Source organism: Erythrobacter sp. JB1-7 (assembly GCF_057365015.1).
The window spans coordinates 2,668,230-2,691,766 of the sequence record NZ_CP200291.1; the positions used below are offsets into that span (position 1 = coordinate 2,668,230).

The 23,537-nt window shown below is 58.6% G+C and carries 22 protein-coding genes and 1 pseudogene; 11 read left to right on the plus strand and 12 right to left on the minus strand.

Going from position 1 to position 23,537, the window contains the following annotated elements; translation table 11 throughout:
- Positions 1-40: 40 nt before the first annotated feature.
- From AC0V6W_RS12955 to AC0V6W_RS12965, 3 genes are read right to left on the minus strand one after another with little or no spacing between them, the layout of a single operon-like run.
- Entirely contained in the window at positions 41-1,687 is a 1,647-nt protein-coding gene (locus AC0V6W_RS12955) for an FAD-dependent oxidoreductase (RefSeq protein ID WP_486150606.1), read from the minus strand.
- Positions 1,688-1,727: 40 nt separating this feature from the next.
- A complete protein-coding gene (locus tag AC0V6W_RS12960; protein WP_486150608.1) occupies positions 1,728-3,608 on the minus strand; it encodes a DUF885 domain-containing protein in 1,881 nt (626 codons plus the stop codon).
- Positions 3,609-3,645: 37 nt separating this feature from the next.
- Positions 3,646-4,011, minus strand: coding sequence for a DUF3597 domain-containing protein (locus tag AC0V6W_RS12965; RefSeq protein ID WP_486150610.1), 366 nt, complete (start codon positions 4,009-4,011; stop codon positions 3,646-3,648).
- A 109-nt stretch (positions 4,012-4,120) separates the two neighbouring features.
- On the opposite strand from AC0V6W_RS12965, the gene AC0V6W_RS12970 reads away from it, so the two are divergent.
- Positions 4,121-4,333, plus strand: coding sequence for a hypothetical protein (locus tag AC0V6W_RS12970; protein WP_486150612.1), 213 nt, complete (start codon positions 4,121-4,123; stop codon positions 4,331-4,333).
- A gap of 51 nt (positions 4,334-4,384) precedes the next feature.
- Here the strand turns inward: AC0V6W_RS12970 and AC0V6W_RS12975 are convergent, their stop codons facing one another.
- Positions 4,385-5,080, minus strand: coding sequence for a TonB family protein (locus AC0V6W_RS12975; RefSeq protein ID WP_486150614.1), 696 nt, complete (start codon positions 5,078-5,080; stop codon positions 4,385-4,387).
- Between the two features lie 554 nt (positions 5,081-5,634).
- Entirely contained in the window at positions 5,635-6,291 is a 657-nt protein-coding gene (locus tag AC0V6W_RS12980) for an alpha/beta hydrolase (protein WP_486150616.1), read from the minus strand.
- Between the two features lie 109 nt (positions 6,292-6,400).
- Between AC0V6W_RS12980 and AC0V6W_RS12985 the strand changes: the two genes are divergently transcribed.
- The 3 genes and pseudogenes from AC0V6W_RS12985 (at position 6,401) to AC0V6W_RS12995 (ending at position 8,946) form a co-directional block, all read left to right on the plus strand.
- Positions 6,401-7,393, plus strand: a complete 993-nt coding sequence (locus AC0V6W_RS12985) for a cysteine desulfurase family protein (RefSeq protein WP_486150618.1) — start codon at positions 6,401-6,403, stop codon at positions 7,391-7,393.
- Positions 7,394-7,535: 142 nt separating this feature from the next.
- A pseudogene (locus AC0V6W_RS12990) lies at positions 7,536-8,617 on the plus strand (cysteine desulfurase family protein).
- Positions 8,608-8,946, plus strand: coding sequence for a 2Fe-2S iron-sulfur cluster-binding protein (locus AC0V6W_RS12995; protein WP_486150620.1), 339 nt, complete (start codon positions 8,608-8,610; stop codon positions 8,944-8,946). Before AC0V6W_RS12990 ends, AC0V6W_RS12995 begins: the two are co-directional and overlap by 10 nt.
- A gap of 9 nt (positions 8,947-8,955) precedes the next feature.
- Here the strand turns inward: AC0V6W_RS12995 and AC0V6W_RS13000 are convergent, their stop codons facing one another.
- On the minus strand, positions 8,956-9,873 hold the full coding sequence (locus tag AC0V6W_RS13000; protein ID WP_486150622.1) for a DUF4349 domain-containing protein: 918 nt from the start codon (positions 9,871-9,873) through the stop codon (positions 8,956-8,958).
- Positions 9,874-10,021: 148 nt separating this feature from the next.
- On the opposite strand from AC0V6W_RS13000, the gene AC0V6W_RS13005 reads away from it, so the two are divergent.
- From AC0V6W_RS13005 to parC, 3 genes are all read left to right on the plus strand, one after another.
- Positions 10,022-10,846, plus strand: coding sequence for an ion transporter (locus AC0V6W_RS13005; protein WP_486150624.1), 825 nt, complete (start codon positions 10,022-10,024; stop codon positions 10,844-10,846).
- 141 nt (positions 10,847-10,987) lie between these two features.
- The gene (locus AC0V6W_RS13010; protein WP_486150626.1) at positions 10,988-11,380 is read left to right on the plus strand and encodes a hypothetical protein; all 393 of its coding nucleotides are present in this window, start codon (positions 10,988-10,990) and stop codon (positions 11,378-11,380) included.
- 94 nt (positions 11,381-11,474) lie between these two features.
- Positions 11,475-13,772 carry a DNA topoisomerase IV subunit A gene (gene parC / locus AC0V6W_RS13015; protein ID WP_486150628.1) on the plus strand — a complete coding sequence of 766 codons (2,298 nt, stop codon included), beginning with the start codon at positions 11,475-11,477 and terminating at the stop codon, positions 13,770-13,772.
- An 84-nt stretch (positions 13,773-13,856) separates the two neighbouring features.
- On the opposite strand, the gene AC0V6W_RS13020 is transcribed toward parC, so the two are convergent.
- From AC0V6W_RS13020 to AC0V6W_RS13045, 6 genes are all read right to left on the minus strand, one after another.
- Positions 13,857-14,414: a hypothetical protein gene (locus AC0V6W_RS13020; RefSeq protein WP_486150630.1), complete on the minus strand. Its 558-nt coding sequence runs from the start codon at positions 14,412-14,414 to the stop codon at positions 13,857-13,859.
- A gap of 216 nt (positions 14,415-14,630) precedes the next feature.
- Complete coding sequence (locus tag AC0V6W_RS13025) at positions 14,631-15,830, minus strand: CCA tRNA nucleotidyltransferase (RefSeq protein ID WP_486150632.1); 1,200 nt, start codon at positions 15,828-15,830, stop codon at positions 14,631-14,633.
- 12 nt (positions 15,831-15,842) lie between these two features.
- The gene (locus AC0V6W_RS13030) at positions 15,843-16,442 is read right to left on the minus strand and encodes a CoA pyrophosphatase (protein ID WP_486150634.1); all 600 of its coding nucleotides are present in this window, start codon (positions 16,440-16,442) and stop codon (positions 15,843-15,845) included.
- A gap of 4 nt (positions 16,443-16,446) precedes the next feature.
- Positions 16,447-17,001: a DUF1285 domain-containing protein gene (locus AC0V6W_RS13035; RefSeq protein ID WP_486150636.1), complete on the minus strand. Its 555-nt coding sequence runs from the start codon at positions 16,999-17,001 to the stop codon at positions 16,447-16,449.
- Positions 17,002-17,329: 328 nt separating this feature from the next.
- Positions 17,330-17,878 carry a GNAT family N-acetyltransferase gene (locus tag AC0V6W_RS13040; protein WP_486150638.1) on the minus strand — a complete coding sequence of 183 codons (549 nt, stop codon included), beginning with the start codon at positions 17,876-17,878 and terminating at the stop codon, positions 17,330-17,332.
- Between the two features lie 96 nt (positions 17,879-17,974).
- A complete protein-coding gene (locus AC0V6W_RS13045; protein WP_486150640.1) occupies positions 17,975-19,162 on the minus strand; it encodes a PQQ-dependent sugar dehydrogenase in 1,188 nt (395 codons plus the stop codon).
- Here AC0V6W_RS13045 and AC0V6W_RS13050 point away from each other — a divergent pair.
- From AC0V6W_RS13050 to AC0V6W_RS13065, 4 genes are all read left to right on the plus strand, one after another.
- Positions 19,161-19,796, plus strand: a complete 636-nt coding sequence (locus AC0V6W_RS13050; RefSeq protein WP_486150642.1) for a ribonuclease HII — start codon at positions 19,161-19,163, stop codon at positions 19,794-19,796. The two genes, AC0V6W_RS13045 and AC0V6W_RS13050, sit on opposite strands and share 2 nt — an antisense overlap.
- Before the next feature lie 356 nt (positions 19,797-20,152).
- The gene (locus AC0V6W_RS13055; RefSeq protein ID WP_486150644.1) at positions 20,153-21,076 is read left to right on the plus strand and encodes a calcium/sodium antiporter; all 924 of its coding nucleotides are present in this window, start codon (positions 20,153-20,155) and stop codon (positions 21,074-21,076) included.
- Between the two features lie 286 nt (positions 21,077-21,362).
- The gene (locus AC0V6W_RS13060) at positions 21,363-22,535 is read left to right on the plus strand and encodes a DNA methyltransferase (protein WP_486151635.1); all 1,173 of its coding nucleotides are present in this window, start codon (positions 21,363-21,365) and stop codon (positions 22,533-22,535) included.
- 207 nt (positions 22,536-22,742) lie between these two features.
- Positions 22,743-23,528, plus strand: coding sequence for an outer membrane protein (locus AC0V6W_RS13065; protein ID WP_486150646.1), 786 nt, complete (start codon positions 22,743-22,745; stop codon positions 23,526-23,528).
- Positions 23,529-23,537: the final 9 nt, after the last annotated feature.

Below are 23,537 nucleotides of genomic sequence, written 5' to 3' on the forward strand. Positions count from 1 at the left end.
ATCTGTCGCAGGATATTGAATTTATAGCATTTGAATAGCCCTACGCTTGGCTATCATCCTTTTGACTGATCGCATCGAGATAGCTCCAGATGGTGCTGACCACGACGGACCCTTCGCCAACCGCGCTGGCGACCCGTTTGACAGAGCCTGCGCGCACGTCACCTACAGCGAATATGCCATCGGTCCCGGTTTCAAAAGGAGAGCTTCGCCCGGCATCGGGGCCGGTGTAAACAAAGCCTTTGTCATCGGTTCGGACCAGACCAGACAGCCAATCGGTGTTGGGCGCGGCCCCGATCATGATGAACAAGGCTGTGGTGGCAAGCTGCTGTTCGCCGTTTTGCGTTTTCAGCGTCACACTCTCCAGCCAATCACTCCCATGCAGCGCGGTTACCTGCGTGTGATAATGAATGGTGATGCGCGGGTCCGCTTCGAGACGGCTGGAAAGATAGCTCGACATGGACGCCGCCAGCGAGCCCGAACGCACCACCAAATGCACATGTGCGGCGCTGCGCGATAAATACATCGCAGCTTGCCCGGCAGAATTGCCGCCGCCGATCACGACCGCTTCGGTCTTGGCGCAAAAGCGCGCTTCCATTTCGGTGGCGGAGTAGAAGATGCCTGCACCTTCGAGCTCGCGCAGATTGTCCAGCGGCAAGCGGCGATATTGGACACCCGTGCTCACCAGAACGGCGCGTGCGCAAATGATGTCGCGTCCCCGGTCGCCTTCATCTAGCGTCGCGCAATACGATCCATCCTCGCGCCGCTCCAGCTTTTCAACGCGGCGCGGCATGACAAACCGGGTGCCAAACTTCAGCGCTTGAATCTGGCCGCGATAGGTTAGGTCAGTGCCGCTGATCCCTGTGGGAAAACCCATATAGTTTTCGATCCGGCTGGATGTGCCCGCCTGTCCGCCAATGGCCATATCTTCAACCACCAGCGCCTCAATGCCTTCAGCCCCGGCATAAACGGCAGCGGCCACACCAGCAGGTCCGCTGCCCACGATCAAAAGATCGACATCGGTGTTTTCGCAAATGTCCAGATCAAGGCCGAGATAGCGAGCCACTTTGCGCGGGGTCGGGTCATCAAGCTGTTGATCGACGCCGAGGACCACTGAGGGTTTGTGGCGCGTGATTTCGCAAACCTTGATTGTTTCGGCATCGCTCGCGCCCATGTCAAAGCTTTGAAAGGGTATCCGGTTGCGCGATAAGAAGCGTTCGCAGGCTTGCACCGCCGGATCGCGGTCCGCCCCGATGATTTTAACAGCGCTGTTGCGCATCTCGAACTGTTTACGCCGTCTTGCGGCAAACACCGATATCAAGTGATCGGACAGCTCCGGCACGCGTGCCATCAGATCAAGCATGGCACCGCGCGGCGCCTCAATTGCGCATGTCCGCTTTGCTGCACGCATTTTGAGGTAATTCGTTGCCCGGTTCAAAAACCCGATCTCGCCCATGAACTGGGTCGGGCCGAGCGAGGATTCCATGAGCCGTTCATCCGTGTACGGATTAACGACTTCAAGCTCGCCTTCGACCACATAGACAAAGGTGTCCATCGGATCGCCAATATCGGCAACAATATCGCCCTGCTCGTAAGTTACCTCACGTCCAATTTCGCGGATCGCGTCCACATGCGCTTCAGCAAGCGGCACGCGGCGCATGGTTTCTAGTTCTTCGCCGAATGTTTCCATGAAAGGATGTGCCTGTTTTTGAAAGCTCGGAGCAGAGAATCTAGCCCCGGATCCCTGCAATATAGCGGCTGACGGTTTTATCGACCACATCGAGCGGGGAATTGCCGCCAAGAATTACCGCTGTGTTGAATGCCTTGAAATCATAGGCATCGCCCAATTCCGCTTCGGCGCGGGCGCGCTGTGATACGATTTGCGAATGGCCGATCTTGTATCCGCACGCCTGGCCCGGCCAGCTGCAATACCGATCGACTTCGGAGGCAACCTCCTGTTCCTTGGAGCCATTGCGTTCAACAAAGAACCGCCGCGCCTGTGTCCGGGTCCAGCGTTTGTGATGTAGCCCCGTATCCACCACAAGGCGGCAAGCGCGAAAAGCGAGCGCTTGCAAGTAACCCAGCCGGCCAACTTTGAATTCGTCATACGCGCCCAGTTCATCGGCCAATTGCTCCCCATACAGCGCCCAACCTTCGCTGAAGGCGTTAAAGGCGAGGATGGACCGGATCAGCGGCAAACGGTTGGAATAGGCCGCTTCCCACACATGGCCGGGAATGGCTTCGTGGAAAGTGAGATCGGGCAGATCATACTTGCGGTGCAGATCGGTGTCGCGCAGATTGATCCAGAAGCGGCCCGGTATCGATCCATCCTTGCTGCCGCCGCCGCCATAGGCCGCAGGTGCGCCCAATTCTTCGGATTGCGGGATGCGGCGCACTTCGAACGGGGGATCGACCAGCTGCGTAAAGGCGCGGGGCATTTGCGCTTTTATATAGTCCACCTGATCGCCAATAAACGCCATGATTTCAGCGCGGCCTTTATCGCCCGGAGCAAACTGATAGCGCGGGTCTTGTGACAGGGCCTGCATGCGTTCGCCCACCGTGCCTTTGGTGTAGCCGATTTCTTGCAGGATAGGCTCCATCCGGCCATGCAATTCGGCCAGTTCATCAAGACCCTGCTCGTGAATTTCATCAGGCGATAGCATGGTGGTTGTCGATGCGCGATTGGCCCAGGCATACCATTCATCGCCATTGGGCTGCGCCCAGATGCCAGCATCGGACTTGGCCAATGCGCGCTGCGTTTGCAGTTCTTCCAATTGGCGCTGGAGTGCGGGTGCGACATCGCCTGACACGATGCCAAAAGCGTATTCGCCTTTTTCGCCCAGCGCTTCATCGCCAAATTTCGATGTGATCTGGCTGGTCAGGCTGCTGACCAGAATGCCCCCTTTGGCTGCATCGGCAATGCTCGATTGCATTTGGGTGATGGCCTTATCGAGCAGGAAATCGGGCGGGATAACGCCGTAAGCGCGGGCCGCCTTCATCCGCTCGGTCTCTCCGTCGAGCACCAATGGGATTTGCGACAGACGATTAAGGTAAAAATAGATGTCCTCCTCGCTTGCCACAGGCTGGGATGAGGACATGAAACGCGGCAAGTCGATGTAAGCGCCGACATTCTGGATCACCACGTAAGGTGCATTGCGCCAACTGCCCACGGCCACATCTCCATAGGGCAGATCCATGCCTTCGAGGGCTGTGGTAAAGGCGCTTTCCACCACCTGAAAACTGGTTGCCTGATCGGCGGTGAGGCCGTCTTTGGGATAGGTGCGCGCGCCTTCGCGCAATTCTTTCAATGTCGCTTTATAGTCGTCGCGGCCCTCTGCCCCCGGCGTGCCAAAAGTCCCGCGCCATTCGGCATATTCGCCCGTATCCACGCCAAGCCCGGTTGCGCGCGCTGGTTCATGGGCGAGCATGCGGTAACCGATATCCTCAAGCACCTGATCTGGGTCGGAAAATACCGCAGGCGACGCTGAGAGGGCGCGCGAACCAGTTGGCGCGCAACCCCCGATGGTGCCAGCGCCCAGTGCCAATGCAGAAGCGCCGCCAAGCCCTGAAAGGGTCTGGCGGCGCGTGATGTTCGTGTCTGATCTATCCATGGCCGAAATGTCTACCGCGCCCATGGTCTCAGTTCAATCAGTCCTTGAGTTCAGGCGGCACAATCCCGCCTGCATCGGCCAGAGCTTTCATAACAGACCGGTGCAGCGCGATATTGTCTTCTGCCGATCCAGAATAATCGGCATTGCCCATTTCCTGAGCCAATTCCTTGCGATTGGCATAGCTGGGATCAAGCCGCAGCAGTTTCATCAGATCGACAATCGAGGTTTTCCAGTTAAGATCATCTGCTCCCGGGATCGAGCCGACGCGCGCGACCACATCAACTTGATCTATTGCAGCGCGCTGCGGCGCGGCATCTGCGGCCGGTGCTGCCGCCGGTGCGGCTTTCGCCTCTTCCTCGTCATCGCCCCAAATTGCGCTTTTGATTGAACTGAAAATCCCCATATTATCCTCCTTTGTATTAGACCCGAATAACCGTATCGGAACACACGCAGTTGGGCCAGCGTAATGATGCTGCTTGCTCGGTAGTTTTGTAAAAAGAGGCTTTAATCACATGGCAGATCTGGTGCTTTCCATCGTCATGCTTGCCGCGATTGCGCTTTTGGTTGGGGCGTTTTTCCTGTGGCGGCGCACTGGTGAGGCGAAACAGCCTTTGCTGATGGTGCTGCTTTCAGCGGTCGCGGTGGCGAATGTGCTAATCTGGACATTGCCAAGCGCGGTTGGCGAAAGGCCGCTCGATCAGGCGCAGGCGCTGGAAGAGGAATAGCGGAAGCGGGATGGGCCGCGCGCCTTTTGCACGCGGCCCATTCGTGTCAGTTCAGGGCAATTCCCAATTGATTGCGCTTGAATAGGTGCCTGCAACATTTGCGCCGCTGCTGTCTTTGGCAGGGGTAAACCGCCCTCGGCTGGTCAAATGTTTGCATGTCGCCTCATCCAGAGCGGTGTGCCCGGTTGACCGCGTGATTGTGCAATCGCTGACTCGGCCAGACGCGCTGATTTCCAGAGTGAAACTCGCGCGGCCAGAATAACCCCGGCGGATCCAGCTTGAACGGTAATCATTCGTCGTCACCCATGATCCCGGATTGCCGCGCGGGCTGGCTTTGACCGGATCGAATGTGGGCGGCGGCGGCGCGGTGGGGCCTTCGATCCCGAGATCAATCGGGCCAGATGGGCCGGCAGAGCCGATAAGCGGACCATCCAGATCGGGAAACCCGGTTACAGGGCTGGTCGGGCCAAGCACAATTGGCGCATCTGGCGCGGTAATGTGCGTGTTTTCGATTGGACGCGCTTCGCTGGTTTGCTTTTCAACCGGTTTCGGGGTTGGTGCGGGCGGAGGGGGTGTCTCGATCACTTCGGGCGTGACGATCACGCCTGTGGGGTTGGCAATCGGCTTGGTTATCACGACTGTCACTGCCAGTCCGGCAATCAAGATCGCGCCAAATGCGGCAGGCACACCGATCGCGCCCAGCATGGCGGCTGGGCTGGGCCTGCTTGCTTGTTTTGCATAGTTCATTGGGTGGTACTCCTCTCTCATCACGTGCGCCGTGGTTGAGTTAAGAGCGGTTAGGGGCGCTGATAACTCAGGCTCACTATTCGCAAGCTAACCCCCCAAATGATTGTTTTGCAAATAGTTTCGAGTTGCTGATTGGGACTGGTCGCGAACAGAAACTTTGTTTGTTTTAGTCTCACAAGCGCCAGGCGCGGTCCATCCGGGCATTTGTTTTGTGTTTCGCGCCCCATCCGGGGCGCGTCTTCGCTATGCGTGCAGCAAGCTGCACCCGCTGCGGGCGGCCTTGCAGGTGGCCTTTGGCCAGCTGCGTCTTCGACTTCGCTTCCGCCCTTGCGGCGCTTCGCACCGTGCTACCGCGACCAAGCCGCTGGCTGGCACCAAGTTTCTGGGGGCAACGGGTCTGACGAGCGGTGATTGCGAGCCGTAGGCGAGCCAGAGCGCGACTGCGCGACCGCAGGTGCTCAAAGCCGGACGAAGCCCGGCTTTGAAACCGCACCGAGGACGAACCCGCCGATGCGGGTTCGTAAAACCAAAAACCGATCAAATGATCCGCAAGATTATTTGATCGGACAATCCGGCGACAGCCTGAAATCTAGGTAATTGTCGACGCTTGCCATCATGTCTTCCATTTCATTTTCAAAGAAATGGTTTGCGCGCGGGATTTCGTCGTGATGGATCGTGATGTGCTTTTGTGTCCGCAGCTTCTCCACAAGCTTTTGCACAGCGCTCGGCTGCACCACTGTATCCGCTGCGCCTTGCACGAAAATCCCGCTGGCGGGGCAGGGGGCAAGGAAGGAAAAATCATACATATTTGCAGGCGGCGCGACCGATATAAACCCGCGCACCTCAGGACGGCGCATCAACAATTGCATGCCAATGAGCGCTCCGAATGAATAGCCTGCCACCCATGTCGTCTGCGCTTCGGGATGGATCGATTGTACCCAATCAAGCGCGGATGCCGCATCCGACAACTCGCCCACGCCGCTGTCAAACGACCCCTGGCTGCGGCCCACACCGCGAAAGTTAAAGCGCAAAACGGCAAAGCCGCGGTCCACAAACGTCTTATACATCCGCTGGACGATCCGGTCATTCATGGTGCCGCCGCCTTCGGGATGGGGATGCAAGATCATCGCGACGGGCGCGCGCGGGCGCGGCGGAGGGGAGAAACGACCTTCAAGACGGCCTTCGGGGCCGGGAAAAATGACGGATGGCATGAAAAAACCTTGTTATGAGGAATGCGATATGTCGGCTGACACATTGGAATGCAGGGCCTATAACGCGATAGGTTTCATTCTGCAATTTTTTAAGAATCGTTCGCAATAAGTGTCCAAACCCCGCATCTATCTCGACCACGCCGCGACCTCGCCCCTGCGCCCCGAAGCGCGCGCCGCGATGGAGGAGGGCTTTGCCTTGTGGGCCAACCCTTCCTCGCCGCATGCAGAGGGGCGCAAGGCGAAAAAGGCACTCGAAGATGCACGCGAGCGGATAAAGCGGTCGCTTGGCTGGAATGGCGAAGTGATCTTTACGAGCGGCGCGAGTGAGGCGCTTTGGATTGCACTCAACCGTGCGAAAGCGGACCGCCGGATTGTGAGCGCGGTGGAGCATGACGCGGTGTTTCGGGCGGCGCCGGATGCTGAGATTGTTAGCGATGACAGCGTGTTTGCTGAAAGCAGCGTGCTGGCCGTTCAGCACGTTAACTCAGAGACCGGGACAATCAATCCCGTTAGCGATATGGCCAAAACCGTGCGCGAAAGCGGCGCATTGGTTCTGTCCGATTGCGCGCAGTCAGCGGGCAAGATCGCTCTGCCAGATGCGGATATGCTGGTTGTGTCTGCGCACAAATTTGGCGGCCCTATTGGTATTGGCGCGCTGCTGATGCGCGACTTCAATATGCTGGAGCCGATAGGCGGGCACGAACGCGGCTATCGCCAGGGAACCGAAAATGCGCCGGCGGCGATGGGTATGGCAGCCGCATTAGAGGCCGGCGATTGGGCGAGCAGCCCTGCGGATCGCACCTCTTTTGCCGCCGTTATGGGCGAGGGTGTCCAAGCTTTTGGCAAGCAATGCGACTATATTCACGCCCTTGCTCACCCCGAAATATCCGCCCAAGCGCTTCTGATCCGTCTTGATGCCATGGGCTTTGCTGTTTCAGCGGGAAGCGCATGCTCCTCAGGAACACTCAAGAAAAGCCGCGTGCTTGATGCTTTCGGTGTGCCTGATGATGTCGCAGCGCGCACAATCCGGGTGAGCATTGGCTGGTCCACAACGCCGAATGATCTTGAGCAATTCGCCGAGGCGTGGAAATCGCTCTCGTAAGGAAACCCGCTCATCCTGAGCTTGTCGAAGGGCGCTCATCCTGAGCTTGTCGAAGGATCGTCCTTCACTTCAAACGTCTGCTTAAAAAAGGAAGAACGGTGCTTCGACAAGCTCAGCACGAGCGGTTAGAGGATGAGGGGCAATGATCTACCTCGATTACCAAGCCACAACCCCGCTCGCGCCTGAAGCGCGCGATGCTATGCTGCGCTGGCTGGATGGGCCGGATGGCACTGGTTTTGGCAATCCGCATTCCCCGCACAAGCTGGGCCGTCAGGCTGCCGCTGCGATTGAGGCGGCGCGCGAAAAGGTTGCTGCGCTGTTTCCCCCGGCGGGCGCGTCATCTTCACCAGCGGCGCGACAGAAGCGCTTAACCTCGCCATTCGCGGTTGCTCCAGCAGAGGCGTGGTGGCGCATTCTGCCATCGAACATTCAGCCGTTGGCGATACCGCCGATGCTGCCGGGCAAAGGCATATTCTGGGCGTGGATGCGGCAGGGATTTGCGATGCCTCGCAGGATATTCCTGGCAGCGTCGGCCTGATCGCGGTTCTGCAGGTCAACAATGAAATCGGCACTGTGCAGCCGATCCTCGACTGGACGGCAAAAGCGCGCGAGATGGACGCTTTGATGCTGGTGGACGGCGTGCAGGCCTATGGCAGGATCATTGTCTCTCATGCCGATATGATCGCGATTTCCGCGCACAAATTTCACGGCCCCAAAGGGGTGGGCGCGTTGTGGGTGCGCGATGGTGTTTCGCTGGACGAAGTGCAGACCGGCGGCGGGCAGGAGCATGGCCTGAGGTCGGGAACATTGTCACCTGCGCTGATCGCCGGAATGGGCGCCGCGGCGGCTTTGGCGAAAGAGCGCATGGATGAAGACGCAGAACATGTGCAGGCCCTGTGGAACCGCGCGCGTGATCTGTTTGGCGGATGGACACTGAACGGAAGCGAGGATGCACGCTGGCATGGCAATCTCAACATTCGCAAACAAGGTGTTGATGTCGCAAGGCTTATGTCGGAATGTCGCACTGTCATGTTTTCGGCTGGCAGTGCGTGTGCGAGCGGATCAGGGCGGCCCAGCCATGTTCTAAAGGCTATTGGGCTGAGCGACGAAGAGGCTAAATCTTCGATCCGGCTGGGATTTGGCCGTTACACGGCGATGGACGATATCGAAGCTGCAGCCAAGGCGATCAACAATGCCGCAAAGGAGCAAGAGCAATGGGGCTAAGCGTCACCTTTATCGACCCGCGCGGCAATCCGGTTGAGGCGCGATGCGAGGCGGGCGACAATTTGCTGCGTGTGGGTCAGGCGGCAGGTCTGCCGCTTGAGGGGACATGCGAGGGTCAGATGGCATGTTCGACCTGCCACGTGATTGTCGCGGGCGAATGGTTCGACAAGCTCGCCGAGGCAAGCGAGGAAGAAGAGGACATGCTCGATTTTGCCTCAGGAGCGCGGAGGACCAGCCGGCTTTCCTGCCAGATAGACATATCTGACGCGCTCGACGGGCTCACCGTGCACGTGCCCGGCGAAGCCCGCGATGCGCGAGGAATGGGCTAGCGGTTTAGCCTAAGCCTCTGTTTTAGAGGTTTCGCGCAGATTGTTCTTCCAGAACCGCAAGCGATAGCCAAAGCGGTGGAGCAGCCAGCGCAGAGCCAGCACCAGCAAGGTGATCGGCAACAAAGCGGTCGCGGCCATCATGATAAAGGCAATTGTCCCGCCAAGGATGGTGCCCAGCGAATTCCACGCTGCCTCAATTGGCTCACCAAAGCTGCCCGAAACCGCGCTGACTTCGCCCGCTTCATAGCGGATCGTCATTTCACTAAACGCGACGCGCGTGCGCATGGTTTCCAGCCAGCTTTTCGCCTGATCGATTTCCTGATTGACCTGCGCCACGGCCCGTTCCGCCTCGACCAATTCGCCAACGCTGCCGCTGCGAGAGGCAAGGATTTCGGTAAGCCTTTCGCGCAGCAATTCGCGCGAACGCAGGCGGGCCTCAGTATCGACGATCTGTTTCGACAGATCTTCGCCTGTGCGCGAGGATGATCTCAGTTCGCCATCCGCTTCGCCTGATGTGGTTTCCAGCTTTTTGGCAAAATCGGCGGCTTTGTCTGCGGCCACGGCAATGTGGAGGCGGCCGCTTGAATATTCATCGCTATCACGCGCCTGATCCATGGAGATAACGCGGCAGCCTCTGTTGCCCAATTCCTCGCACATGGAGACATGCGTTTGCTGAACCTGCCTGATGCTGCCCAATGGAAGGTCGAAGCCAAGACGGTAGGTATAGGCGATCTGCGGCTCGCTGACGGGGATGTCTGCGCCATCGGCAGGGGCGCTGCCCGCTTCCTCGGCGATTGCATCAGCGGCAGCCATGTCAGGCGCTTCCATCGCCATCATATCCGCGCTGCGGGCCATTTCGCTTTCCGCGCCGCTGCATGCGGTTAGCGTCAAAGCGGTTCCCGCGATCAACATCCAAGATTTAGACATGCCCATCCTCTCCTGCCTTATTTTAGCCCTAATATCGCCATATTTACGCCACAATTGAGGCAAGCGCAAGTCTGCTCCATTCTTTCGTCACCACCACAAGCTGCTTGGTTATTGATAACGCAACCATTCGTCGCCATGGGTCGCGGTAATGACTGCCTCCGGTGAAACCCTTATGCCGCCTGCAACAGGCCCTTTGTCAGCCGTGCGCAACCGTGTGCGCGCTTTGGTGGAATCCAAGCGGTTTGAGCACTTCATCATCGCTGTCATCGTCATCAACGCGGTTGGTCTGGGTCTTGAGACCTCCTCCACCATCATGGCACAGGCGGGCGGGGTAATAGCTCAACTGGATCGGCTGGCTCTGGGCATTTTCATTGTTGAGTTGGCGCTCAAACTATTCGCTTATGGCTGGCGGTTTTTCAAAAATGGCTGGAATGTCTTTGACTTGACTATTGTCAGCGCAGCCCTGCTGCCCGCAGGCGATCAATTCTCGGTACTGCGCGCGCTGCGAATTCTGCGCGCTTTGCGGCTGGTTTCAGTCGTGCCGAGCATGCGCAAAGTGATTGTTGGCTTGTTCAGCGCGATCCCCAGCATCGGCACCGTCGTCGTCATGCTGGGATTGTTGTTTTATATCAGCGCGGTGATGGCGACAAAGCTGTTTGGCGAGGCGTTCCCCGAATGGTTCGGCGATCTGGGATTATCGCTCTATTCGCTGTTCCAGATCATGACGCTTGAAAGCTGGTCGATGGGCATCGTGCGCCCCGTGATGGAAGTATATCCCTATGCCTGGGCGTTCTTTGTGCCGTTCATCCTGCTCACCAGCTTCATCGTGCTAAACCTGTTCATCGGTGTGATCGTCAACGCCATGGCCGAGGCAACGGGCGAAGACGCGCATAATGAGCGTGAGGAGATAATTCTGGAGCTCAAAGCGCTGCGCGAAGACGTGGCAGCGTTGCGCGAAGATGGAAGCAGATAACTCGCGCCTATTGCTTGTCGCTCCGGCTCAGCGGCGCGGGATTAACTCTCGACTAGAGGAAATGTTCTAGCTCTATTGGGTGAACACAACCCCATCGTTAGGGACTTGCTGATGAGATTTTCTCCGTCAAAAACGCTGGCTATGATGATGGCGGTCATAGCCATTGTCCTTGGGCCATCTGCCACCGCATACGAAATGTCGAGCGCAGTGGTGCGATTGCAGCCAAGAGAATTTCGCATCTACGACATCGCCGCAAATGAACCCATGATGGTTGGGTTTAGCCTTGAGGAAGATCCTGAAGTGGCGCTGCATTGCCAGGGCAGGCGGCCAGATCCGTATGCAATGCCTCTGCCATATTGCGCTGGTGTATTTGAAAGCGATGGCCGCAGCGTCAACGAAAATGGAACATATGTGACGGGCCTTCATGGCGCGGGCGTTGGCTTTTCACCAAAGAATGGAAAAATTACAGTGGCTTTGAAGAACATTTCAAAAGTTCCTCTAGACCTTTCGCTATACGCAAGGCCGCTGGATTGATCGGCCCGAGGTTGGAAGATTGATCCGCAACTGAGCATTCAACCCTGTGGAAACGCCTCTCCCCCGCGCGCGCGCCGCTTGCTAAGCGGGTGGGATGGATGAACCGACGACACCTGACGATTCCCCCAAGGACGAATTTGACCTCATAACCGATGCGCCGTTCGATGCAGCGCTGGAAGAGCGGTATCTCGTCTATGCGCTTTCCACGATCACAGCGCGGTCGCTGCCCGATTTGCGCGATGGGTTGAAACCGGTTCACCGGCGCTTGCTTTGGACGATGCGGCAATTGGGCCTGACGCCCACCAGCACGTTCAAAAAATCCGCCCGCGTTGTGGGCGAGGTTATTGGTAAATACCACCCGCATGGCGACACGGCAGCCTATGATGCGATGGTGCGGCTCGCGCAGGATTTCTCGCTGAGATACCCGCTCGTTGAGGGCCAAGGCAATTTCGGCAATGTCGATGGCGATAACGCCGCTGCGTACCGCTATACCGAATGCCGTCTGACCAAAACCGCGATGCAGCTGATGGACGGCTTGGATGCGGGCACGGTTGATTTTATCCCGACCTATAATGGCGAGGAACAAGAACCCGACATCATGCCGGGCCTGTTCCCCAATCTGCTCGCTAATGGGGCAAGCGGGATTGCGGTTGGCATGGCGACCAATATCCCGTCGCACAATGTCGCCGAAGTGCTGGATGCGGCCGAACTTGTCCTGTTCAACAAGGATGTGACCCATGAAGAGCTGATGGGCGTCTTTAAAGGCCCCGATTTTGCCACTGGCGGTCAAGTGGTCGACAGCGCAGAGATTATCTCGCAGGCCTATGCCACAGGGCGCGGATCGTTCCGTTTGCGCGGAAGGTTCCATGCGCCAGAGGCTGACAAGGCCGAGGATGTTGCCGCCGGGATTGAACGGCTGGGCGGGGGGCAATGGCAGCTTGTCATTTCCGAAATCCCGTATCAGGTGGCGAAGGGTAAGCTGATTGAGCAAATCGCGCAGGCGATTGCGGATAAGAAACTGCCGATCCTCGAAGATGTGCGCGATGAAAGCGACGAAAGCATCCGCATCGTGCTGGTCCCGCGCAGCCGCAATGTGGACCCGGAATTGCTGAAAGAGAGCATTTTCAAGCTCACCGATATGGAAACGCGTTTTGGGCTGAACCTCAACGTATTGGATGCAACCCGCACGCCGATGGTGATGGGGATCAAGGAGCTGCTGACCCACTGGATCGCAGCGCAGATCGACATCTTGCAGCGGCGCACTCAGCACCGGCTCGATCAGATCGCACGGCGGTTGGAACTGGTCGAAGGCTATATCATCGCTTTCCTCAATCTTGATCGCGTGATCGAGATTATCCGGTACGAAGATCACCCCAAAAAGGTGATGATCGCCGAATTTGAGCTGACTGACAGGCAGGCCGAAGCCATTCTCGACACGCGGCTGCGCTCACTTCGCAAGCTTGAGGAAATGAAGCTGCGCGATGAGAAAACCGCGCTGTTGGAAGAGCAGGAAGCTTTGCAAAAACTCTTGGACAGCCCGCAGCGCCAGCGCACCCGGTTGAAGAAAGATATGGCCGCGCTTCGCAAGGAATATGCCGAGGACACTGCGCTGGGCGCGCGCCGCACTCTGATCGAAGAAGCCGCCCCTACGGTTGAATTTTCGATGGATGCGATGATCGAAAAAGAGCCGATCACGGTGATCCTGTCGCAAAAGGGCTGGATCAGAGCGGCAAAAGGCCACGTCGATCTTGCGCAGGAATTCAAATATAAAGAGGGCGATGCGCTGTTTGACATCGTCCATGCGCAAACGACCGATAAACTGCTGATCGCGGCGGCCAATGGGCGGTTCTACACGTTGGGATGCGACAAATTGCCCGGCGCGCGCGGCTTTGGTGAGCCGGTGCGCACGATGATTGATCTGGAAGCCGATACCAGCATCGCCAAGATGTTGGTGCACAAAGAAGGCGGGCGGCTATTGCTCGCTTCCTCCAACGGCAAAGGTTTTGTCGCCGAGACTGGCGAACTGGTTGCGGAGACCAAAAAGGGCAAGCAGGTGGTGAACCTCAAAGGCACAGCCCGGCTGCAAGTCATCCGCGAAATCGCCAAGGAACACGATCACGTCGCCGCTGTTGGCGATAATCGCAAGTTGATCGTCTTCAATCTTGAAGAAATGCAAGTGCTGGCGCGGGGGCAGGGTGTGATGCTGCAACGATACCGCGATGGCGGATTGTCCGATGCGACGACGTTTACGCTGGCAGAGGGTCTAAGCTGGCAGATGGGCGGATCTGGCGAGCGCACCCGCACTGAAAACGATATCTGGCAATGGAAAGTCGCGCGCGGGGCGGCCGGGCGCATGCCGCCGCAGGGCTTTCCCAAGGACAACCGCTTTTAACGCCGAAAACGGACAGTGAAAAGCCCGCAAGCAGAGGCAACAGCCTTTTCCTTGCGGGCTTTGTTTGCGAGCTGAAACGGCGGTTTAGCTGCCCGTTTCGCCGCCTGCTGCCATGCTGGCGGTTTCAATCACAGTGCCTTCGGGCACTTCGGTGACATTCTCGGCGATTTGCGCTTCATTCACGCGCACCACCAGCGTATCGGCGGCATCCAGCATGAAAAATTCGCGTTTCAAGGTGATGATGCCATCCTCGCGCATCAGAACGATCTGATCGGCTTCGTTATCGATCAGATGGATCGTTCCGGCAGGCTTTTGATCGGCGCTCATAACCGCAGCGCCTTTGACCAGCGCGGCATCAAGCTTGGCTGCCTTTTCCGCCTCTTCAGCGGCCATCATCGCGTCCAGATCCGTCTTGGTCGTATTGGCAGTCCAGCCAATTTCGCGCTCGGCAAGCAGATCGGCGGGCAGCGGCACTTTATAACTGCCGGTGTCCAGCGTTACGATGCCATCAACATTGCTTTCAATCGTGCCAACAGGCGCATCGTCATTGCCATAAACCACTGTGCCTGCATCCTGCGCGCTCGCGGCGAACGGGGCGCCTGCAATCAAGAGGGCGGCGGTGAGGGATTTAGCGAATTTCATGGTCAAATTTCTCCATTCGATGTGTGGGCCCAGCCGGGCATATCCGCGCTCTGATCACCATTTGCCGCGACGCGATCGCGGCTTAGATGGTGCAAGGGCGCGTAAAGAAAGAATGGCGCGCACACGCGGATCGTTCCAAATTTGTGGGCCTGTTCAGGGCAGAAATCGGTAATGCGAGGCGCAGCTTCGGTGAAGCGCTCTATTGAGCGCTAATGGTCAACCGCCCAGTTCTGCGTCCAACAGCGCCTGGACCCGCTGTGTGTCGGGAAAGCCCTCCGCGATCCAGCGGCGCTGAACCGTTTGCAGTATGCGCGCAACCTCTGGCCCTTTGGCGACCCCGCGCGCGACGATTTCTCCGCCTTTCAAGGGGAAGGTGGGCGGCTCCCATCCGGACAGCACGCGCGCATCGGCGTTCAGCAATAGCAGCCTGTCCACCGCAAAAGCGGGCGAGACCTCATACGCCAGAGCTTTCGGATTGGCGGCATCTTCGCCCGTTCGGCTGACCGCGCTGACGAGCCGCGCACGCTGCGCTTTGGATAGGCGCAGCCGCGCTGCGACGCTTTCAGCAATATCGGGCGAGGTCGGCAGCAGGCTGGCAAGGCGCCGCAGCGGATCGGACGCAAACCCCTGCGCCGCCTCAGCCGCGATCAGCTTGCCAAGGCTCGCGATAAAAGCCTTGCACACTTCGGGCAGGATCACTTGCAAAACGCCGCGCTTGTGCATCCGTTCTATTGTGGCGTGCGGATCGGGCAGGGCAAGAAGGCGGAGCAATTCATCGCATACCCGTTCGCGGCTCAGCCCTTTCATCGTGCTGGCCATATCGGCGCAGGCGTCTTCGGCGGCGTCATCGAGGGCTGAACCAAAGCGTGCTTGAAACCGGTAATAACGCAGGATGCGCAAGTGATCTTCGGCAATCCGGTCCCGCGCCTCTCCGATAAAGCGCACGCGGCGCGCTTTCAAATCGTCCAGCCCGCCGAAATAATCAGACAATTCAAGCGTTTCCGGGTGAGCAAACAGCGCATTGATTGTAAAATCGCGCCGCGCCGCATCATCGCGCCATTCGGTCGCAAAGGCGATGGTGGCGCGCCGCCCATCGGTCGCGACATCGCGGCGCAAAGTCGTTATCTCGACCGTGCCGTCATCGAAAACGGCGGTGACAGTGCCATGGTCAATGCCTGTGGGAACGGTTCGGATGCCAGCTTTGCCGCACAGATCGATCACCGTGTCGGGCCAATGCGTGGTTGCGCAATCGATATCGTTGACGGGCAGTTCTAACAACGTGTCGCGCACCGCGCCGCCGACCCAGCGCATATTCTCAGCGCCCAAAGCGGCGCGCAACGCCGCCAGATCCGCGCGCTTTGTCCACGGCGCGGCAGGCAGATGATGCGATGTTGCAGAAGGCGGGAAAGCGGACATAACCTCGCCCCTTTAAGAGCGCAGCTGATCCACCGCAATGCGCTGCGATAAATTGACGCAGATCGCGGCGGTCACGCCCCATATGCGAAAGCCCGCATAATCCATATCAAGATAACGGCGCGGCTTGCCTTTCCACATGGTGCTGCGCTGTGTCCAAGCGGCAGGGTCGAGCAGGGTTGCCGCAGGCACTTCGAACCAGGCTTCGACTTCTTGCGGATTGGGAGTGAACGGCAGGTCGGGGGGGATAACGGCGAGAACGGGCGTGATGAGAAACCCTGTGCCGGTGTGGTAAAGGTCGCTCGTACCGATCACGCTCACGGCGGAGCGGGGCAGGGCAAGTTCCTCTTCCGCCTCGCGCAGGGCTGCCTCAACCGCATCTTCGCCCGGATCAATCTTGCCGCCGGGAAAGGCGACCTGGCCGGGATGATCGCGCATATTGGTGGGGCGCTGGGTCAGCACGATTGTGGGCTCTTCCCGGTCGACCACCGCAATCAATACGGCGGCGGGCGTATCGCGGCCATCGGCAAGATCCGCATCAGTGAGCAGGCCGGCAACATCTTTTGCGTGCCCTTCGTGATAAAGCGCGCATAGACGGTCATACAAAGCCGTCATCCGCTCAGCCCGTTGCAATCAGCGAAAAAATTGCGCCCTGGCTGGTGACCAGCCAATCATCGCCGCTCGTTTCCATCGCGATTTCAGCCAATTGCGCATAGGTGGACCGGTTGAGCCGCGCTTCGCAGCCGCGCCGCACATGCAGATAGATCGCCGGGGTTTCCGGATCGCCAGCGGCCCTAAGCGCATTGTCAGGCCCCACCAGCACCAATTCATCGGTGTTGAGCCGGATCGCGATCTCGCCCGTCTTGGCAACGCAATCGGTTGCAATAAAGGCGGCATCGTCGACTTCGATGCTGAGTTTTTCAACGGGTGTTTGCAGCCAGTGCTGGCCCGCATCATCGCGGATCAAAAGCGAGGAAAACGCGCGCACCATGGCCGGGCGATGGATGATGCCGCCTTCGTGAAACCAGGTGCCATCTGCGGCAATGCGCATATCGCTGTCGCCGATGTGCTGGGGCGACCAGGTTTCAACCGGCGGAATTTTGCGCGCGGCAACTTGCTCAGCGATTTGTGCCAGCGTCAGTTCTGCAAGATAGGGCGGGGGATCGTATGGCATTTGTGGCTGTGTCGATGGCAGATGATGGGTGGCAGGGGAAGGGGGTTTTGTTTGTGTTCTTTACGCTGAGTTTTTGTTGGGTGCGGCCGGGACATCCTCCAAGGGCTTGCCGGGCTAACCTGAGTCTTTGTCGGGTGCGGCCAGGACATCCGTCCTGACCTTGGCCGGGCCGCCCCACCTCCCCGCCCGTCCACCAAAGGTTCCATAGGATATGGTGGACGGGCGGGGAGGTGGGGCGGCCCGGCGTGAGCGTAGCGAACACAAGCAGTAACGCCCGGCGTGAGCGTTAGCGAACACAAACAAGAACGCCCCCAGCAGGCCTCCCGCTCTACTCGCCCCAGGGGCCCAGCATTCCTTCGGCGGGCATTGCCCCAAGCGCGGGGCCGCGTGCCAGCAGGCGGTCTTGCTCATATGGCCCCGGACAGCGCCATCCGCCTGTCATCGCGGCGGAAAAGCCCCAGCGCTGATAATAGTCAGCATCACCGATCAGAACCTGAGCCAAAGGTGTCTGCCCGCCAGCGGCAAGCTGCATTTCAGCATCAAGCATCGCTGCCATCAGCCCCATGCCAAACCCTTCGCCCTGACGTTCGGGCAGCACAGCAACCGGCCCCACCATGATCAGCGGGATCGCCCGGCTTTCGGTGTCGCGGGCGGTTTTTTCGCGCAGCGCCACGGGCCAGCACTGAATGGTGCCAACCAGCATCTCATCTTCATCCAGCGCGGCAAAGCTGAGGCTGCCCAGGCATTCCATGCCTGCGCGTATGCGATAGGCGGTGCGCGCATGGCGGTCCGGGCCAAAGGCACGGTCCAGCAGAGCCTCGATCATGGCGGGCTCTACGCTGGAAAGCGGTATGAGAGAGGCGGTTTTGGTTGTCATCGTGTGTTTTGCAATGTTGTGCGCAGGAAGAGTGAGGCGGGTTTAGGCCGGCCGCTTCCTCCACCTTGTGCATCGCGAAAGCAATGCAAAACAGCGTTACATAGTCAGTTTGAGAAGGCGCGCTTCATCGCCATCTTCGGCCACCCAGATCGCGCCATCTGGCCCCTGTTCCACTGAACGCAGGCGCCCGCCAAGTTCGATCCGGTCTTCCTCGGCCACCGCATTGCCATCAAGCGACACGCGCACCAATGCCTGCGAAGCAAGCCCTGCAATCAGAACCTGATCCTTCCACGCGGCAAACATATCGCCTGTATAGATAATCATATCACCCGGCGCGATCACCGGGGTCCAGTGGATTGCGGGTTTGACAAAGCCATCATCAGGCGTGTGATCGGGGATATCGACCCCGTTGTAATTGTCGCCATTCGACCGGGTGGGCCAGCCATAATTGGCCGCGCGCTGCACCAGATTAAGCTCATCCCCGCCAGCAGGGCCGTGCTCTATCTCCCACAAACGCCCCTCAGCATCGAAATCCATACCGAGGATATTGCGGTGGCCATAGGACCAGATTTCCGCTGTCACGCCGCCTTTATCAGCGAACGGATTGCCTTTGGCAGGCGTGCCATCAAGGTTCAGCCTGACCATGGAGCCAAGCGTGTTTGTCATATCCTGTGCGGGGTCTTGTTTTTGGCGGTCACCGCTGGCGACAAACAGATACTGCTCATCAGGGGAAACAAGGATGCGGTGCGAATAATGGCCTTTGCCTGTCACCTTCGGGGCCTGACGCCAGATCACTTCCAGCCCTTCGACAGAGCAGGCATCGGTTGCGCTGCAATCCAAAGTGCCGCGCCCGACAACCGCTCCGCGCGCGCCGTCATCTCCATCCGCATCCTCGGCCATTTCGGCCCAGCTAAGATAGATGGTGCGGCCAGTGAGTTCGCTTTCTGATTGAGAGGGGAGGAACGCGATATCGCCAAATCCGCCCTGTCCGCCATAGGCGACTTCTGGCGCGCCTGCCACTTCGCCGATTTCGCCGGTGGAGGTGTCCATGACTTTGAGAACGCCCGCTTTTTCAGTGATGAACATCACGCCGGTGCCCGGGACAAATTCGATCGCCCATGGTTCTTCAAACACGCCCATGGTTTCAACGGTGTAATCCGCGCCTGCCTCTGACCCCTCGGCGCTATCCCCGGTTTCAGCAACCGCGCAGCTTGCGAGCGCGAGAGCGGGAAGGGACAAAGCTGTAAGCCGAAGCGAAGCGGCGAATTGTGAAGAGAACGTCATGGATCAATCAACTCCGGAAAATCAAACGGGCGCTGCCTCTTTGACGCGGCCTGTGCTCATCGGGGTGGATGAGGCTGGGCGCGGGCCTTTGGCGGGGCCGGTGGTGGCAGCGGCGGTGGCTGTTGGCGATGATCTACCCGCTGGCTGCGCGGATTCCAAGGTGCTTTCCCCAAAGCGGCGCGGGGCGCTGGATGTCGCAATCCGCGAAACATGCGCCTGGGCCGTGGCAGTGGTGGAGCCGGATGAGATTGACAGGGTCAACATTTTCCAGGCGACGATGCTGGCGATGACTCGCTGCGTGCGCGATTTGACTGCGCAATTAGGCGATCCTGCGTGCGAGGTGCTGATTGATGGCAATCAGACCCCGCAAGGGCGGTGTGAGGAATGGCGCTGGGATGCGCGCGCGATTGTGGGCGGAGATGGGAGCGAACCGGGGATCAGCGCGGCTTCGATCATTGCTAAAGAATGGCGCGACCGGCTGATGATCGCCGCTGCCGCCGATCACCCGCATTTCGGTTGGGAACGCAATAAGGGGTACGGCACCAAAGAGCATATGCAGGCCCTTCGCCTGCACGGCCCAACCCCGCTGCATCGCCGCAGTTTTGCGCCCGTCGCGCAGGCGAACCTGTTGTAGGGCCGAAGGGTTTTTCCTCTGCTTGGACCGCGGGTTTTTTGTTGAGTGCGCCCTTGGCGGACGCCAAGGGCTTGCCGGGCCACCCCGAGTCTTTTGTTGGGTGCGCTCAGGCATCCGCCTGAGCTTGGCCGGACCACCCCGCTTCCCCGCCCGTCCACCAAGGGTTCCATAGGATATGGTGGACGGGCGGGGAGGAGGGGTGGTCCGGCGTGAGCGTTAGCGAACACTAAACAAAAAAACTCCCGGCCCCGAGCGTTAGCGAGCCCAAACGAGAATGCGCGAAGCGAACACAAACAAGAACATCCGCCGCCACCAATCCGCTTTGCTATACCCCACAACCCGCCTAAACGCAGCGGATGTTTGGTGCGATTCTTCTTAGTCTGGTGGGTCTTGTTGGCCTTGGCATTGGTGGTGAGCTGCTGGTGCGCGGGGCGGTGGGCATTGCGCAGAAAATGGGCGTGTCCACTCTGTTTACAGGGCTGGTCATCGTCGGATTTGCCACCAGCATGCCCGAAATGGCAGCCAGCGTTCAGGCAAGCCTTGCAGGCTCTCCGCAAATTGCTTGGGGCAATGTGGTGGGGTCAAACCTTGCGAACACGCTGCTTATCCTTGGCGCGACTGCTCTGGTCATGCCGATTGCACTCAGCGGCAGCGGAAAACGCGATGCGGTGGTGGCGCTGGGCGCGACATTGCTGCTCTGGGCGCTTGCCATCGGTCAGGTGGGCGGGCGCTGGATTGGCTTTGCGCTTCTGGCGGGTATCCTTGCCTATATCGTGTGGCGCTATCGCAATCCGGGGGCGGGCGGCGATGATGAAGAACTGGACGATGCGCCATCGGTCTTGTGGCAGGCCATTGCCTTGTTCGTGGTGGGCCTTGTCATTCTGGTCGCAGGCGGGAACGCGCTGGTGACAGGCGCGATTGATCTGGCGACCATTTTTAACGTGCCTGAAACCGTGATCGGCCTGACGGTTGTGGCCGTGGGCACCAGCCTGCCCGAACTTGCCGCATCCATCGCGGCGGCCTTGCGGGGCAGGCCGGGGCTGGCATTGGGCAATGTCGTGGGCTCCAACATTTACAACATCCTGCTGATCGGCGGGGCGACGATGTCGATTGCACCGCTGCCTCTGCCGGCTGAATTGGCGGGCGTTCAGCTGCCTCTGCTGGCTGCGAGCGCTGTTTTGCTGCTGCTGATTTTGTGGAAGGCAAAGCGGATCGGACGGGTGATGGGCGGGCTGCTGCTGGCCGGGTTTGCGGCCAACACCATTTGGGTTTTTGCGTAATCGCGGCCAAGCTTTGCGCTAAAAAATGGCATGGCCTGAAAAATTTACAATTTTCCTGGCTCTGTATTACCCGGTTAATACACCCCCTTCATATCGAGTCCCCTCAATACACTCAGACTCCACATCTTGTGGGTTCTTATTTCGTTCCTGCACAAGCGCTAGAGTCTTTACGAAGCCTTAACCATAAACCCCTCTAATTCTTTGCTTGACGCGGACTCCTATCGGACTCCATGCCTGTGGATAAGTGATGGAGTCCCGATCCGGGACAAGCCAATGGGGCGATAAAATGGGTGTGATCGAAACTTCAAAACTGAAAGCGGCGGGCGCGGTTGCGGCCCCTGCGATCACGCCTGCGCGCCCCATTCCTGGCTTGCCGCTTGGCACCATTCTTGGCGGTGATTGCGTCGAAGCCATGCGCTCATTGCCCGACAATTCAGTCGACCTTGTGTTCGCTGATCCGCCTTACAACCTGCAATTGGGCGGCGATTTGAACCGCCCTGATGGCAGCCAGGTCGATGCCGTCACCGATCACTGGGACCAGTTTGATAGTTTCCGCGCTTATGACGATTTCACGCGCGCCTGGCTTGCCGAAGCGCGCCGTGTTTTGAAGCCCGATGGATCGCTGTGGGTCATCGGCAGCTATCACAACATCTTTCGTGTGGGCACTGCGGTGCAGGATATGGGGTTCTGGATCCTCAACGATATCATCTGGCGCAAGACCAATCCGATGCCCAATTTCAAAGGCACGCGTTTCACCAATGCGCATGAAACGCTGATCTGGGCGAGCATGGGCGAAAAATCGCGCTATCACTTCAATTACCGGGCGATGAAAACGCTCAATGATGAACTGCAAATGCGGTCTGACTGGGTGATGCCGATCTGTTCGGGCAATGAACGCCTGAAAGAGCACGGCAAGAAAGCGCATCCGACACAAAAACCCGAAAGCCTGCTTTACCGCTTGCTGCTCGCGACAACCGAGCCGGGTGATGTGGTGCTCGATCCGTTCTTTGGCACGGGCACAACAGGCGCGGTTGCCAAGCGGTTGGGCCGCCAATGGGTCGGCTGCGAACGCGAGGAATTTTACCAGACCATTGCGTATAAACGCATAGAAAAGGAACTTCCTCTCGACGAGAGCGCTTTAAAGACAATGCAATCACGAAAGTCCGCGCCCCGGGTCGCCTTCGGGACGTTGGTGGAAACCGGACTGATCGCGCCCGGAACCAAGGTGTTCGACAAGAAACGCCGCTGGGTCGCGATCGTCCGGGCAGATGGTTCGCTTGAACACGAAAAAGGCCACGCGCCCAAAGGTGTCCACACCGGATCGATCCACTCGCTGGGCAAGGAATTGCAAGGCGCGCCAAGCTGCAATGGCTGGACGTTCTGGCATTATGAAAAGGGTGGCGAAATGCTCCCTGTAGACGCGGCAAGGCAGCTTTATCTGCTCGCGTCTGAGGATTAAGTCCGCTTTCTATCCATCTGAAAACCTGAAACTTGTGCGAAGGATATGCATCATCCAGCGCAGATATCGCACGTCCTGGCAAATCCTGACAATCATTCGCATCTAAGGTTCAGGTGGCATCGTATCCTTGGGGCATCCGGTCGTGTGATCGGGCCTAAGCGGGGGGAACACTAAGCGGCGCAAAGCCGCAACCCTTAGGAGCTACGAATGTCTTTTTCTAAACTTGCACCTATTGCCATCGCGCTTGGCGTGCTGGCGGTTCCATCCAATGCATTTGCGCAGGATGATGATGGCGGCATCTATGTCGGCGTAAGCGGCGGCGCCGCATTGCCCAATGACAGCGACAATTCCGGCGAATTTGATGAGACCGTGCCAGCAACGGCGGATTTTGGCGAAATTCCTGCCGGAACAGATCTCGCGTGGAGCACCGAGAATGACACAGGTTTCGCGATTGGCGGACAGGTTGGCTATGATTTTGGCAATGGCCTGCGCGCCGAACTGGAAGGGACTTATACCGAATACAATGTCGATACGCATGCTGGCTTGCTGGTTGGCGGCGCGGATATTGACGGTGCCGATAGCGCGGTTTTAACCCGCGGCGCGGCTGACCCCGCCAACCCGACCGTCGGGGCCGTGATTGCCGATGGACAGGGCGATGTGTCCAATCTCGGCATTTTTGCCAATGTCTTTTATGATCTCAACACGGGCAGCGGGTTCAAACCCTATGTCGGCGCGGGAATTGGCTATCAATCCACCGATGTCGAATACGCCCCATCCGGCGTTCTGGTTGGCGATGATAGCGACGGATCGTTCGCCTATCAGGCAATGGCGGGTGCCAGTTTTGCTGTGACCGATGGCGCAGAGGTCTTTGGCCAATACACCTACCGTGCCAATTTCAGCGATGCGGATATTGAACTGGACTTGTTGCCAGCGACTTTGGGTGTGGAAAGCGCCCAGTCGATCATTTCAGCAGGGGTTCGCCTGAAGCTGTGATCGCGGGCG

Coding starts and splice junctions, on each gene's coding strand:
- AC0V6W_RS12955 (WP_486150606.1), bottom strand. CDS start 1,687: ATGGAAACATTCGGCGAAGAACTAGAAACCATGCGCCGCGTGCCGCTT.
- AC0V6W_RS12960 (WP_486150608.1), bottom strand. CDS start 3,608: ATGGATAGATCAGACACGAACATCACGCGCCGCCAGACCCTTTCAGGG.
- AC0V6W_RS12965 (WP_486150610.1), bottom strand. CDS start 4,011: ATGGGGATTTTCAGTTCAATCAAAAGCGCAATTTGGGGCGATGACGAG.
- AC0V6W_RS12970 (WP_486150612.1), top strand. CDS start 4,121: ATGGCAGATCTGGTGCTTTCCATCGTCATGCTTGCCGCGATTGCGCTT.
- AC0V6W_RS12975 (WP_486150614.1), bottom strand. CDS start 5,080: ATGAACTATGCAAAACAAGCAAGCAGGCCCAGCCCAGCCGCCATGCTG.
- AC0V6W_RS12980 (WP_486150616.1), bottom strand. CDS start 6,291: ATGCCATCCGTCATTTTTCCCGGCCCCGAAGGCCGTCTTGAAGGTCGT.
- AC0V6W_RS12995 (WP_486150620.1), top strand. CDS start 8,608: ATGGGGCTAAGCGTCACCTTTATCGACCCGCGCGGCAATCCGGTTGAG.
- AC0V6W_RS13000 (WP_486150622.1), bottom strand. CDS start 9,873: ATGTCTAAATCTTGGATGTTGATCGCGGGAACCGCTTTGACGCTAACC.
- AC0V6W_RS13005 (WP_486150624.1), top strand. CDS start 10,022: ATGACTGCCTCCGGTGAAACCCTTATGCCGCCTGCAACAGGCCCTTTG.
- AC0V6W_RS13010 (WP_486150626.1), top strand. CDS start 10,988: ATGATGATGGCGGTCATAGCCATTGTCCTTGGGCCATCTGCCACCGCA.
- parC (WP_486150628.1), top strand. CDS start 11,475: ATGGATGAACCGACGACACCTGACGATTCCCCCAAGGACGAATTTGAC.
- AC0V6W_RS13020 (WP_486150630.1), bottom strand. CDS start 14,414: ATGAAATTCGCTAAATCCCTCACCGCCGCCCTCTTGATTGCAGGCGCC.
- AC0V6W_RS13025 (WP_486150632.1), bottom strand. CDS start 15,830: ATGTCCGCTTTCCCGCCTTCTGCAACATCGCATCATCTGCCTGCCGCG.
- AC0V6W_RS13030 (WP_486150634.1), bottom strand. CDS start 16,442: ATGACGGCTTTGTATGACCGTCTATGCGCGCTTTATCACGAAGGGCAC.
- AC0V6W_RS13035 (WP_486150636.1), bottom strand. CDS start 17,001: ATGCCATACGATCCCCCGCCCTATCTTGCAGAACTGACGCTGGCACAA.
- AC0V6W_RS13040 (WP_486150638.1), bottom strand. CDS start 17,878: ATGACAACCAAAACCGCCTCTCTCATACCGCTTTCCAGCGTAGAGCCC.
- AC0V6W_RS13050 (WP_486150642.1), top strand. CDS start 19,161: ATGGATCAATCAACTCCGGAAAATCAAACGGGCGCTGCCTCTTTGACG.
- AC0V6W_RS13045 (WP_486150640.1), bottom strand. CDS start 19,162: ATGACGTTCTCTTCACAATTCGCCGCTTCGCTTCGGCTTACAGCTTTG.
- AC0V6W_RS13055 (WP_486150644.1), top strand. CDS start 20,153: ATGTTTGGTGCGATTCTTCTTAGTCTGGTGGGTCTTGTTGGCCTTGGC.
- AC0V6W_RS13060 (WP_486151635.1), top strand. CDS start 21,363: ATGGGTGTGATCGAAACTTCAAAACTGAAAGCGGCGGGCGCGGTTGCG.
- AC0V6W_RS13065 (WP_486150646.1), top strand. CDS start 22,743: ATGTCTTTTTCTAAACTTGCACCTATTGCCATCGCGCTTGGCGTGCTG.